At 55.7% G+C, this 13,173-nt stretch carries 12 protein-coding genes; 5 read left to right on the top strand and 7 right to left on the bottom strand.

Going from position 1 to position 13,173, the window contains the following annotated elements; genetic code table 11:
* The first annotated feature begins 136 nt into the window (after positions 1–136).
* Positions 137–1,180, top strand: coding sequence for an exonuclease (locus ACYOR7_RS01195; protein WP_479912890.1), 1,044 nt, complete (start codon positions 137–139; stop codon positions 1,178–1,180).
* On the opposite strand, the gene ACYOR7_RS01200 is transcribed toward ACYOR7_RS01195, so the two are convergent.
* Complete coding sequence (locus ACYOR7_RS01200; protein WP_294805013.1) at positions 1,181–2,263, bottom strand: LLM class flavin-dependent oxidoreductase; 1,083 nt, start codon at positions 2,261–2,263, stop codon at positions 1,181–1,183. It lies immediately after the preceding gene.
* 250 nt (positions 2,264–2,513) lie between these two features.
* Between ACYOR7_RS01200 and ACYOR7_RS01205 the strand changes: the two genes are divergently transcribed.
* Entirely contained in the window at positions 2,514–2,738 is a 225-nt protein-coding gene (locus ACYOR7_RS01205; protein ID WP_294805014.1) for a hypothetical protein, read from the top strand.
* On the opposite strand, the gene ACYOR7_RS01210 is transcribed toward ACYOR7_RS01205, so the two are convergent.
* Positions 2,739–3,923: a citrate/2-methylcitrate synthase gene (locus tag ACYOR7_RS01210; protein ID WP_479912891.1), complete on the bottom strand. Its 1,185-nt coding sequence runs from the start codon at positions 3,921–3,923 to the stop codon at positions 2,739–2,741. It lies immediately after the preceding gene.
* 136 nt (positions 3,924–4,059) lie between these two features.
* Between ACYOR7_RS01210 and ACYOR7_RS01215 the strand changes: the two genes are divergently transcribed.
* Positions 4,060–5,262, top strand: a complete 1,203-nt coding sequence (locus ACYOR7_RS01215) for a DUF7475 family protein (protein ID WP_479912892.1) — start codon at positions 4,060–4,062, stop codon at positions 5,260–5,262.
* A 14-nt stretch (positions 5,263–5,276) separates the two neighbouring features.
* Here ACYOR7_RS01215 and ACYOR7_RS01220 read toward each other — a convergent pair whose 3' ends face one another.
* The 5 genes from ACYOR7_RS01220 to ACYOR7_RS01240 all read right to left on the bottom strand — a co-directional run bounded on the left by ACYOR7_RS01220 (position 5,277) and on the right by ACYOR7_RS01240 (position 10,497).
* Positions 5,277–5,531 carry a hypothetical protein gene (locus ACYOR7_RS01220; protein ID WP_294805020.1) on the bottom strand — a complete coding sequence of 85 codons (255 nt, stop codon included), beginning with the start codon at positions 5,529–5,531 and terminating at the stop codon, positions 5,277–5,279.
* Positions 5,532–5,585: 54 nt separating this feature from the next.
* Positions 5,586–7,298: an urease subunit alpha gene (gene ureC / locus ACYOR7_RS01225; protein ID WP_479912893.1), complete on the bottom strand. Its 1,713-nt coding sequence runs from the start codon at positions 7,296–7,298 to the stop codon at positions 5,586–5,588.
* Positions 7,295–7,657, bottom strand: coding sequence for an urease subunit beta (locus ACYOR7_RS01230; protein ID WP_294805024.1), 363 nt, complete (start codon positions 7,655–7,657; stop codon positions 7,295–7,297). Before ACYOR7_RS01230 ends, ureC begins: the two co-directional genes overlap by 4 nt.
* Before the next feature lie 7 nt (positions 7,658–7,664).
* Positions 7,665–7,967 (bottom strand): urease subunit gamma, encoded by a 303-nt coding sequence (locus ACYOR7_RS01235; RefSeq protein WP_294805026.1) that lies wholly within the window; start codon positions 7,965–7,967, stop codon positions 7,665–7,667.
* A gap of 196 nt (positions 7,968–8,163) precedes the next feature.
* Positions 8,164–10,497 carry a sodium:solute symporter family transporter gene (locus ACYOR7_RS01240; protein WP_479912894.1) on the bottom strand — a complete coding sequence of 778 codons (2,334 nt, stop codon included), beginning with the start codon at positions 10,495–10,497 and terminating at the stop codon, positions 8,164–8,166.
* Between the two features lie 152 nt (positions 10,498–10,649).
* Between ACYOR7_RS01240 and ACYOR7_RS01245 the strand changes: the two genes are divergently transcribed.
* Together ACYOR7_RS01245 and thsA are read left to right on the top strand one after the other, a co-directional pair.
* On the top strand, positions 10,650–11,189 hold the full coding sequence (locus ACYOR7_RS01245) for an Lrp/AsnC family transcriptional regulator (protein ID WP_479912895.1): 540 nt from the start codon (positions 10,650–10,652) through the stop codon (positions 11,187–11,189).
* A gap of 238 nt (positions 11,190–11,427) precedes the next feature.
* Positions 11,428–13,116: a thermosome subunit alpha gene (gene thsA, locus ACYOR7_RS01250; RefSeq protein WP_479912896.1), complete on the top strand. Its 1,689-nt coding sequence runs from the start codon at positions 11,428–11,430 to the stop codon at positions 13,114–13,116.
* The last annotated feature ends 57 nt before the right edge of the window (positions 13,117–13,173 follow it).

Here is a 13,173-nt window from a genome sequence, read left to right on the forward strand (position 1 = left end):
CGGGAAACCAGCGCGCCGTGACTTTTTTTTGATATGGCCAGCAAACTCGCTAACGCTGGCCGGCTTTTTTTACTGGAGCCGTCTCTCTCTGGCTAAATGTTAAAATAGCAATTTACTCTAGGCATGACAGCTCGGGATGCCGTCGTCAGTATTTCATGAAAAATCAGGGATAGCTGTACGCCAAAAGGACGGCACTACGATAGCGCTTGACCCGTCGCGCTCTTCAGATTGCGACTATGCGTTTGTCTCCCACGCCCACATCGACCACATGCACAGAAAGGGCAAGGGCAGCAAGTCCCGCCTCATAGTATCAAAAGAAACATCTCTTCTTGCAGAGGCGAGAGGCTACAACATCGAGGGAGAGGAGGCGCACGACGGCTTTACGCTTGTCGACACGGGCCACATCCTTGGCTCGCGGGGGCTCTTGATAGGCGACAACGACGTCTATTACACGGGCGACCTTTCAATCCGCGAGCGTGCGTTCATGAAGCCGGCAAAGATGCCACACGCAAGCACGCTGATAATCGAGTCGACGTTTGGCCGGCCCGGCTACAAATTCCCTGCTGTACAAGACGTCACCCACCGGACAAACAAGGTAATCTCTGAAATGTACGACATGGGAATCCCAGTCATCCTGATGGGCTACGCGCTAGGAAAGGCGCAGCTCTTGACGAAATTGTTTGGCCACTGGGACCCAGTATACGTCCACGACTCGGTTGCCAAGATGAACTCTGTGTACCTTGACCTTGGAATCGACCTGAAAAACGCAATGTCGCACACCGAGGCAGAAGAGCGCGGCCTTTTGTCAAAGAACAAGCCGTGGATAATGGTCGCCCCGCTAATGTCCGGCAGGAGCGCCTTTGTGCAGGAGATGAAGCGCAAGTACGGCGCAGTCACTGTCGGTTTTTCCGGGTGGGCCCTTGACGCCGGCTACCGCTACAGGATGGGCCTTGACTATGCGTTTCCCATGAGCGACCACTGCGACTATTTCGAGCTTGTAGAGGCAGTCAAGGCGTGCGCCCCTGACAAGGTCTACACCTTCCACGGCTTTGCGGAAGAGTTTGCAGAATCCTTGAAAAAGATGGGCTTTGACGCGGAATCCGTGGAAAATAAAAAGAAGGAAAAAGAAGGAAAGAAAACGAAAAGAGGAGCGACAGTATCGCTCGACTCTTTTTCTTGATTACTTTTTCTGCTGGTCGCGGAAGTAGGGGATGACCTTCTTGCCGAACATCTCGATGTTCTTGAAGTAGCCGTCTCCCCAGAACCGGATGATAAAGTGGTTCGTGCCTGCCTTGATAAAGCGCTCCAGCATCTCTATCACGTCGTCAGGAGAGCCGACGCCTATGGCGGTGCGGGCGACGCTGTCTGGGATCTGCAACGCTGCCTTCTTCATCGCCTCCATCAATTCCGGCTTGTCCATCGTGTATTCCGTGAAATACTTGCGGAAGTCAAACTCGGACGACTGGGGGATGTTGTGCACCTTTAGCAGTTCCGGCTTGTAGAGGCTGACCTTCACCGCGTTCTTCATCTTGTTCCACGCTTCTTCTCCATCTTCAGAGAAGTAAATGTCGACATCGTTTGCAAACTGGAAGCCAGAGAGGTCGCGGTCGAGCCTCTTTGCGTGCTCCTTGATGATGTTTGCATGAGCCTTGAACAGTTCCGGAGTGTAGCCAATCGGTATCCAGCCGTCGCCGTACGTGGCGCACAGCTCCAAAGTCTTTGGCGCGCCTGCCGCAATGTATACTGGGGGCCTGGGCTTTCTGACGCTTGCCGCCTGCAGGCAGGCGTTTACGAGCTTGTAGTACTGGCCCTCGTAGTTGACGCGGTTGTCCGGGTCGGACTCGAAGAGCTTCTCGATGACCTCAAGCTGCTCCTTGAACTTTGTCACAGGCTTGGAAAACTCGATTCCAAAGTCGACGACGTTCTGGGCCTCGCCGGCGCCGATTCCGAGCACGCCCCTGCCGTTTGTTATCCTGTCAAGCGTGATGGTGGACAATGCTATCGCGGACGGGTGCCTGCGTATCGCATCCGTGACGCACGTCCCAAGCTCGACGTTTTTCGTGACTGCGCCGATTGCCGCAAGCATGAGCCACGCGTCGTTCACCACCGCATTCTTCCACTGCGGGACGTTCGAGTGGTCCATAGCCCACACCGAGTCATAGTCCAACCTGTCTGCCATCTGTGCCGCCGTGAGGATCTGGGTCTCGTCAAGGCCAAGCCTTGCAACGTTGAGACCCTGAGTAAAACCAAACTTGATTCTCAATTAGCAAGAGCCTCCGATGGGCTCCTCGCCTCAATCCCAGAAACCATTTGACATACAAATCAAACCGGGGGCCTATTTAAGTATTTGAAGGCGCGATGCGAATTTTTCAAAATCAAGCATGATTTTCGATATTCTACAAACGTTTCCTCTGATTATTTGCCTTTTCAATTTGTCAACATAATATGTGCAGTGTGTCAATACCGCTTGAACTGCGGCGTCAAAACGCTATCCTGCGATTGCACAACAGGATATGATGGCAAGCGAAGCCGACGACGAGAACTTTATCAAAGTCGTGGACGACCTCGTGGTCAGCGCCGAGGGAGACCCCGAGCTTGCCGAGGGCCTGAAATGGATAGACATGCAGTCGAGGAAGAACGGCGTCACGTTCTACGAGATGGCTCTGCTCATCCTGAAAAAGCACATGGCAGAGCGCAGGGCAAAAGAGTGGATGAAGGCAAGGTCCGAAGCCAGTTAGCTAGGCGACCTGTTGCTCTTGCTTGCGCTCGGAAAGCGGGATGTACTCGCAGCCCATGGGGCCGCAGTACCGGCCGATATAGACTGCTTTTGGCCTGTAAAGAGCCGGTTTTGGCGCCGCTTCTGCAAACTTTTCCTCGATGATGTGCGCTGCCCAGCCTGATATCCTGGATATCGCAAATATCGGCGTGTTGAGGTCCATCGGGATTCCCATGCTGTAGTATATCGAGGCACTGTAGAGGTCGACGTTTGGGTATATCGCCTGGCCCTTGTGCTCCAGCATCCATTTCTTTGTCGCCTTCTCTGCGCGCTCGGTTATCTCGAACCACTTGTTGTTCTTTTCCTTGGATATCTCCTTTGAGAGCCTCGACAAAATGTCCGCGCGGGGGTCGGTAGTGCGGTATACTGCGTGGCCCATGCCCATTATCCTGCCGCCGGACGAAAGGCGGTTTGCAACCCATTTTTCCACGTTTGCCGGGTCGCCTATCTCCATGAGCATCTTCATGACCTGCACGTTTGCGCCGCCGTGCAGTTCGCCGGACAGCGCGCCCACCGCGCCGCTTACCGCCGCGTACATGCTGGCACGGGTAGACGATATCTCGCGCGCCGCAAAGGTAGAGGCATTAAAGCTGTGCTCTGCGTGCAGGATAAAGCAGATGTCCATCACCTTGGCCTCCTGGGGCGATGGCTCAACTCCCCTCAGCATGTAGAGAAAATTGGCAGCGTGGGAGCCTTCTTCCATCGGGTCGACCACATGCTGGCCTGTCCTGACGCGGTTCCACGCCGCGACGATAGAGGGAATTTTTGCAATGAGCGTAATCGCGCGCCTTGTGTGCGCCTCTTTTGAAAAGTCGTCAATATTGAGGTCGTATTCCGCAAGCTCTGCGACGCACGATTGCAAGACGTCCATGGGCTGCGCCCTCTTGGGCCTGTTCTTCATGTTTTTTATCATGGGCTCGGGGATTCCGCGCGCCTCGCGCAGCCTGCGGCCAAAGTCTGCAAGCTGCTCCGGATTTGGAAGTTCGCCAAAAAGCAGGAGGTAAGAGGTCTCTTCAAAAGTAGAATGGTTTACGAGGTCGAGTATGTCAAATCCGCGGTAGATGAGCTTCCCATTCTCACCGTCGATGGAACAGATTTTGGTGTCGGCGACCTCGATGTTGCGCAGGCCGATGTTTCGTGCGTCCAATATGGAAGAGCTCTCGCAACTTTTCTATATTAAACTTAGGGTTTCCCAATCTCTTTAGTAAACATGCGGCCTGATAACGATTATTATTATACTGCTGCAGCGTATCCTGAAATATCTCTCTGGGTAGAATCGTAAATTGAAAAGTGCATCCTATTATTCTGGTGCGCTGTATTATGCGGCCGCTGCAGCCATTGCACTAGCTGGCATACTGCACCTCACGCTTGGCCCGAGCAGCCTTGGGTTCAACGCCGGCACCGGCATATTGTTCATCGTGGGAGGGATCGCGCAGGTGTTTTGGATAATACCTGTGGTAAGAAGGTGGGGTAGGCCGTGGTACTATGTTGGCATCGCCGGGACGCTGGTATTCATTGCAATCTGGGTCGTAACCCGAATGCCTGCAAATCCAATAACCGGAAGAGGCGGCCCTGTCAACTCGGTTGCAATAGCTATCGAAGCTGCCCAGGCGGCCTTTATTGGGCTCTTGGCTGCAATCCTTGTGTACGAAAGCAGCAAGCCGGTCAAGGCCGCAACTGAAAAGAAGAAAAGCAATAGGCAAGTCCTGGCCCTAGTCGGGATTGTTGCGGCAATAGTGCTGGCCGGCTCGTTCGTGCCCATGTCCATGGGCCGTCCAGCGGGGCCGGCTCCCGGCAAGCCGGACGTCTCTCAATCCGCCGCTATTCAGACGTGCACCCTCACCCCCTCGCTGATCGAGGTCGAAGACACGCCGCAGCAGATAGAGGGCCCGTACTTTGTAGACGAAAAGCTGGAACGCTCTGACATCAGGCCAGATCCGTCTGACGGTTCGGTCCAGCAGGGAGTCCCTCTGCGCCTTGCCATCCACGTCTACGATGTCGACGGCGGTGGATCCTGCCTCCCCTTGCGCAACGCGCAAGTGGACATTTGGCAGACAAACGCCCTTGGCCTTTATTCCGACATTTCAGGCATCGGCACAGGAGGGGAAAAGTTCCTTCGGGGATACCAGCTTACTGACAACAACGGCACGGCCACGTTCACCACGGTGTATCCCGGCTGGTACGAGGGCAGGGCCCTGCATATACACGTCAAGGTCCGCACCTTTGAAGGGGCAGAAAAGACCTTCGAGTGGACGTCGCAGTTCTACCTTGACGATTCTGTTTCAGACAAGGTAGAGTCGCAGCCGCCGTACAGCAGCCACGGGCCCCGCCCGCTCAAAAACGCACAGGATTCTATCTACGCCGGGCCTTCCACCGACGGCATGCTGCAAAGCAACGCGGGGTCTCGCCTGATGCTGAACCTGACAAAAGACGGGCAGGGCTACCTTGGGACATTCAATATAGGCGTGGAAGCAAACCGGCGATAACCGCACAAAAAAGTTTAGAGGGGCGTCATCGTGTCGATGAGCCTTGCATTTGTTATCTGGCCGTCGTCCTGGTTTATCAGGAGGTCGACCGTGTACTGCTTGCCTTTTGACAGGAAAGTCACGTTTGCGTCCCAGCCCTCCTGTTTATGCTCGTTTGGGAACGGCAATAGCACCCTTATCTTCAGGTCCTTGACATCCGGCCCATAGAGGGCCTCGATGGCACGGCTGGCTGCTTTTTCGACGTCTTTTTGGTTCCTTACAGGAGTCATGGCTTTTTTATCTACTTACTAAATATATAAATATTTACATTCGGCTGCCGAACTCTAAAATAGGTTGTACAGCCTCGCCATCGAGAGGCTCCTTGCAGGCTCGCTTGTCGCCACCTTGCCGTTCACCCTTACCTCGTACGTCTCCGGGTCGACGCTTATCTCTGGCGCAAGGTCGTTGTACAGCATGTTCTGCTTGCCGATATTGCGGCAGTTTTTCACGGGCAGCATCTTTTTCTTTAGTCCCAGCTTTTTGCCGACGCCGTTTTTTATTGCCAGTTTCGACGTGAACGTGAACGACGTTGAATACCTTGCCGAGCCCATCGACCCGAACATCGGCCTGTAGTACACCGGCTCGGGAGTCGGTATCGACGCATTGGGGTCTCCCATGAGCGAGTAAGCAATGAACCCTCCCTTTAGCACCATCTTGGGCTTGACGCCAAAGAACTGCGGCGTCCAGACTACAATGTCTGCTATCTTGCCCTTTTCAAGCGAGCCGACGTAGCTGGAGATGCCGTGCGTGATTGCCGGGTTTATCGTCAGTTTTGCCAGGTACCTCTTGGCGCGCAGGTTGTCGTTGTCGCCCTTTTCGTCTTTTAGTCGGCCGGCCGCCTTTTTCATCTTGTCTGCAGTCTGCCACGCCCTCGTGGTCACTTCTCCAACCCTTCCCATCGCCTGGCTGTCTGACGAGTACATGGAAAGGGCGCCAATGTCGTGCAGCACGTCCTCTGCAGCTATGGTCTCTGCGCGTATCCTAGACTCGGCAAACGCCACGTCCTCCGGGATGGACGGGCTCAGGTGGTGGCAGACCATCATCATGTCGAGGTGCTCCTCAAGCGTGTTTACTGTAAACGGCCTCGTCGGGTTGGTTGACGACGGCAGAATGTTGCCCTCGCTGGCTATCTTTAAAATGTCAGGCGCGTGCCCGCCACCTGCTCCCTCCGTGTGGTACGTGTGGATTGTGCGCCCAGCTATAGCTTCAATCGTGTCGTCGACAAAGCCGCATTCGTTGAGCGTGTCAGTGTGTATGGCGACTTGCGTGTCGGTTTTGTCGGCGACTCTGAGCGCAGCATCTATCGTTGCCGGAGTGGAGCCCCAGTCCTCGTGCAGTTTCAACCCGCAGGCGCCTGCCGCAATCTGCTCGATGAGGGCCGGCTCGCGCGAGTCGTTTCCCTTGGCAAGGAGGCCAAAGTTCAGCGGGAGCTCGTCAAGGGCCTCCAGCATCCTGCGTATGTTCCATGGCCCCGGCGTGCACGTGGTCGCGTTCGTGCCGTCCGCCGGCCCCGTGCCACCTCCTATCATCGTGGTAGTGCCTGCGCATATCGCCTCGATCGCCTGCTGGGGCGAGATGAAATGGATGTGCGTGTCAATCGTGCCGGGCGTGCATATCGTGTGCTCGCCGGCGATGACCTCTGTGGCAGAAGAGACTATCATGTCTACTCTGTCCATGACGTCCGGGTTTCCGGCCTTGCCAATCCCTGCAATCCTGCCGTTTTTTATCCCGATGTCTGCCTTGATGATGCCAAGCACGGGGTCCATCACCACCGCGTTTGTTATCACGAGGTCGAGCGCTTCTCTGCTCGTCACTCCGCTTGCCTGGCCCGCACCGTCCCGGACGCTTTTTCCGCCACCAAATACCAGTTCGTCGCCGGGGACAAGCAGGTCTTTTTCAACCTCGATTATAAGGTCGGTGTCGGCAAGCCTCACCCTGTCGCCCTTGGTCGGTCCATAGAGGTCGACGTACTGCCTGCGCGGAATTTCAAGCGTCAAGCGCCGGAAAACCCCCTAGCTTTTGCCTTTGCTAATGCCTGCCTCTTTTTTGCCGACAATTTGCCGTTCACAAGGCCGGAAAACCCGTACACCGTTTTTCCGCCGCCGTACTCTACCAGCTCCACCTCTCGCGTGTCGCCGGGCTCAAAGCGAAGCGACGTGCCTGCCGGAATGTTCAGGTGGAACCCGTACGCCTTTTCCCGCGGGAACGAGAGCGCCTTGTTCACCTCGAAAAAGTGCGTGTGCGAGCCGACCTGCACCGGCCTGTTGCCCGTGTTGCTCACCCTGACTTTTGTGGTTTTCCGACCTACGTTTGCCGCCACTGGCCTGTCCGAAATGAAATATTCGCCCGGTATCATCCTGCACTCACGCTATGGGGTTGTGAACGGTCACGAGTTTCGTGCCGTCCTCAAAAGTCGCTTCGACCTGCACCTGCTTGACAAGCTCTGGCACACCGGGGAGGACGTCGCTCCTTGAAAGCACGCCCTTGCCGGAGCTCATCAGCTCTGACACGGACCTGCCGTCACGCGCTCCCTCTACGATGTGGTCGGAAATGAGCGCGACAGCCTCGGTGTAGTTCAGTTTTAACCCTCTTGCGCGCCTTTTGCGCGCCACTTCGGCTGCCATGAAAATGTACAACTTGTCTATTTCCCGTGGTGCAAGCATCATTTCAATTACAAATTGCTGATGATGTTGTATTTATAATTGAGTACACGCTGCCGTGCCTGCCGCGTGGTATGCGCACGTACAGCTGATGACCACACTCGCAGTATTGCCCGTATGATGCCAAACAAAAGCACCAGAGTGTATATACTTGCAGGAAAAACCTGCAAAAACAAATTTTAGCCGATGTCGGCTAATTGGCCTATAGCAGCACCACGGGCTTGCCTGCCAGCCTTAGCACCTTGCTTGCCACGTGGCCGGTGTCGGCATGGCTCCCGCCAAGGCCCTTTCTGCCCATCACTATCATGTCGACGTTCAGTTTCTCGGCAGTCTCGGCTATCTTGGCTCCTGGGTCGCCCAGCTTGACTACCCGCTCGTACCTGCCACTCTTTTTGGGTATCATGACGCTCCTCAACATCCTCCTTCCTTCTTCCTCCATTTCTTGAGCCAGCTTTTCGTCGGGCGAGCCCTCCTCGCCTTCTTCGTCATCTGTCCACTCGATGACGTTGAGGAGAAATATCTTGGCCGGGGTGTCCTCGTCAAAAAGGTAGCTGGCGTACGTCAACGCGCGCAGCGATTCCTTGGAGCCGTCGATAGCGACTAGGATCTTGCGGGCTTCGTAATCGTCGTGCACTCTTTTCGCGTCGCCTTCGTACTCTTTGCGCCGGTCTGTCTCCGGGCTGGAGAGGGAAAGCGTCGCGATCCTGCGCAGCACCTCTGCAATCCCCCTTCTTGCTTCAATGAAAGGCAAGAATATCACTACCGCCGCGGCGCCGGCGGCCCAGGCGACTGCCATGCCTATCCAGATGTGGTACACAAGCGACGAAAAGATATAACCTGAAAAATACAGTGGCAGCGGCCAAACCACTACGAGTATCAGGGTGAGCGCGATGGCGTACTTGTAGCTGAACCGGGCCGCTCCTTTCAGGAACTTTTCGTCCATGTCGTGCTCTATCATCGACCGGACCCTGTCGTCGACTACGAGTATCCTCTGCTTCATCACCTCAAAGTTGAAATTCTCTGGCCTAAGCAGGCTTCCCGCGATGGACACGAGCGCGCCAACTGATATCGCGGTAACGTTGCCTATCAAAAGAGGCGTGTTCTGGCCTGTGGTGGCGATGGTTATCTCCCCGTACAGCGTGTTTGCGGTGGCAAGCCACGCGCCGATGCCGCACGCAAGGCCGACGATTGCAGCCGCAGTTGCCGCGACCTTGTTTGCCTTTTTCCACACCACCGCTATGGTGATGGGGGCGACTGCCGAGCCTATCAGGATGCCCATTGCCAGATACACGTACTGGAGGCTTGCGCCGATTACTAGGAGCATCGACGCAAGTATGCCCATGCCGATTCCAAAACAGAGTATCACGAGGCGGGAGACGCGCATCAGCTCCCTGCCGGAAGACGAGGGCTTGGCGTACGTCCTGTAGATGTCGTACGTGACAAGCGACGACACGGCGACAAGCTCGGCCGAGCCGGCAGAAGTCACGGCGGTGAAAAGCATCGTGAGCAAGAGTATCGCGCCCACGTCGCCAAGGAGCTGCGATGCTGCCGCCGGCGCCACGAGGCCCATGCCTATCTGCTCCGGGGTGAGCGAGACTCCGACTGCCACTGCGCCGAGTCCAAGCGTGGTGGCAAGCGTAAAGGGGATGGCAAACCACGCAAGGCCGCCTATCAAAAAGCCCTTGACGGCGGATCTCGGCCTTGCCGCAATCGCGCGCTGCCAGTACGCCTGGTCCACAAACACGGTGCCGAAATTACCAACAATGTTGATGATGCCAAACACGAGCGCGCCGGCCGACGCCATAGTCAGGTATGCGCCTCCGGCGTTTCCCTCCACCGGCTTTAGCGCTGCCGCTGCGGCCAGCTTGTCAAACATACCGGAAATCCCGCCTACGTGCGGGGTTGCAAAGTAGATTGCAGTCACGAATATCAGGATGACTGCAAAGATGAACGCCGTGTTCAGATAGTCGGCAAAAAACGTCGCCTTTAACCCGCCAAAAAGCGTGTAGATTATGACGCCGACTGGTATCAGAAAAGCCGCGACGTAGATGTTGACGCCCGTGAGCGAGTTTACAACGGCCGCGCCCCCGAGGACCAGCATCGCCGTGACTATCGTGTTTGTCATCAATGCAAACGACAAAAAGACCTTGTGCGCGTGCCTCCCAAAGCGGGCGTAGATGACCTCTGGAAAAGTGTGCGACATTGGCACCTTTCTCTTTAGCTCTATCGCAAGTATGGCAAACAGCACTACCTGTATGCTTGCCCCCGCCGCGTACCAGAACGGGCCGCTGATGCCGAATTGATAGGCGACGGTGGACGACTGCAACAGGGTGGCGGCCCACGTCCACGCGGACACCACCGACGAGGCTATCAGGCCCGTCTTGACGTTTCTGCCCGCGGTATAGAACCACTCGAAGGTCTTTCTGGTCCCAAGCCACTTGGTCTCTGCCCTGACAAGCAGCGTGACTACTAGGGCCATCACCAGCCCCACTCCGAGGAGTACAAAATAGCCAATGCCCTCGGAGAGCATCCCCATTTTCTGAAATTGGCGCAAACGAATATTTAAGATTATAAAGGGTTTTTTCACCACAATCTGGCACCTGTGTTCAAGAATGCATAAAATAATTGCCTGCGAAAACTGCCAAATCTGAAAAAATCTATAACCTACTTCCTTCTACCGGAGTGCATATGGTCGACGAGATAGACGAACTTATCCTGTCCGCGCTGAGCAAGAACTCTCTGCAGGACACCCGCGAGATGTGGGACTTTCTCCGGGGCCACGGCCACAACCTGACAGAAGAGGAAATAGAGTCGAGGATAACGAAACTGGAGGCAGACGGCGTCATAACAGGCTACACCATCTCGGTCGACATGAAAAAGCTCCGGCGCCGGACGATGAGGGTCGCACTCGTGACGTTCAAGACGTCGCAGCATTTGCCAAAGAGGATAGAGGGGCTGAAAAAGTACCTGGCAGACGCGCCGTTTGTAATATTCTCCGGCCGAACGCGGGGAGGCTATGACTGGATAACCGTGCAGATATTCCTCTCTGAAGAGATGGCCGACGAAGAGTCGGACATCTACCGCAACCTGTTTGGGGACATCATCCAGTCGTACGAGGTCTATGACTTTATCCCGGCAAAAGAGCCGTCGTTTTCCGCGCTCACGCACACGCCAAAGGAATACAAAAAGTTCCTCGACGAATGGATCCCGCCTTTCCTCGGCAGGTAAAAAAAGAAGAGCTAGCTATATTTCTTCTGCGCGCTGTTCTTGAACCTGACGCTCTCGGGCAATTTCAGCAATAGAGCCTCCTGCAGTGGAAATTCGTAAACTACCTGTACGTTTGCGCGCACGGTTTCGTATTATACAGACCGGCGAGAACTGCATAAATACAGAGAGATGCGACACATTCAGAGAATATGCCACTTGGTTTTTCCCGATCAAGTGACTGCGGGGGCTTGCTCAATTGATGGCCGCGCAGCCAGAGGGCCAAAGGCTGTTTGGCGAGGGAGTAAAAAGAGCAAGCGGCGGCGAGGCGCGCAGGTACAACATGCTTGCAGCAAGGCTCATCGCCGAGATGGTGAAAGGACTGCTTGGGCCCCGGGGGATGGACAAGGTGTTTGTCGACATCATGGGCGAAGTCACGCTGACAAAGGACGGCGCTACCCTGCTTCGCAAGATAGACGTCGAACACCCTGCTGCAAAGGTGCTCATCGAGGCGTCAAATGCAGTCGACAACGCAGTCGGCGACGGCACGACATCGGTGGTTGTAATTGCCGGCGCGCTCGTAGCAAAGGCGGAGGAGCTCTTGGAGCTGGGCGTCCTTCCCGCGACCATTTCAGACGGCTACCGCAGGGCGCTTGCCACAGCTATGGAGGCGCTTTTGGCAAGTGCCATGAAACACGATAATTCTGACAGAAAGACGATGGAGCGCCTCGCCGCGACGTGCCTGGAATCCAAGGCCATATCGTCCTGCATGGAAAAGGAGCAGATTGCAAAACTGATGGTAGACGCGGCAACGGCAGTCAACTCGTCGGGCAGGGTGGAAATCGACGACGTCAAGATAGAGCAAAAGCCGGGAAGCGTGCAAGACACGCAGCTTGTGGCCGGCGTCGTCATCGACAAGACCGTGGACAGCTCGTCCATGCCAAAGTCAATTGACAACGCCAAGATTTTGCTCATCGACTACGACCTTGACAAAAAGAACACCCGCCGTGACGCCGAGATCGGGATAACACTGCCTGCGCAGATAAAGGCGTACCTTGACGAGCAGGCGTTTGAATTGCGGGCAAAGGTGCAGGCGATAATCGACTCTGGCGCAAACGTCGTGGTATCGCGGGGAGGCATCAACACGCTTGCGCAGACTATGCTTGCCCACGCTGGCATCATGTCCGTGCGCAGAGCAAAGGAAAACGACCTGTGGTGGCTCGAAAAGGCCACGGGCGCAAAAATAACGCGCGATATTGACAGCATCTCGCAGTCGGACCTCGGCTACGCCGGCAGGGTCTGCGAAAGGCTCGTGGGCGACGACAGGATGGTCTTTGTGGAGGAGTGCAAAAACCCACGCTCTGTGACTATGCTTCTCCGCGCCGGCTCATCCAAAGTCCTCGACGAGTTCCACCGCTCCATCCTGGACGCGCTCCACGTGCTTGCCGACTTTATTGCAAGCCCGTCAGTAGTTGCAGGCGGAGGCGCTGCTGAGGCCCTTGCGGCAAGGGCGGTGAGAAAAAGCGCGATGACAGTGAAAGGAAGGGAGCAGCTTGCAATCCTAAAGTTTGCAGACGCGCTTGAAGAGATACCGCTGACAATAGCTGCAAACGCCGGCATGGACGTGATAGACACGCAGGCGCAGCTGCGCGCGGCTGGCGCAAAAAAAGAGGACGGCTGGTGCGGCATAAACGCGCTTGAGCGCAGGGTCCAGGACATGCTTGCGCTTGGTGTGATAGAGCCCCTTGCGGTCAAGGAGCAGGTGCTGGCTACCGCAACAGAAGTCGCCGACCTGCTATTGCGCGTAGACGACGTTGTGATGGCAAAACCCGCCTATTACACTCACACACACTCTGACGGGACAACGCACTCGCACCGCGGAGGCAAGCAGTCGCATGACCACTTTGACAGGCTGGGCAAACAGCAGCGCCCGATGCACCACTATTATTGAGAAGACATCTTTTCTTGCCGATTTCTTTCAGAACCGGTTCTCTAGAGAATCGATGCC

Source organism: Candidatus Nitrososphaera sp. 86-2 (assembly GCF_056726185.1).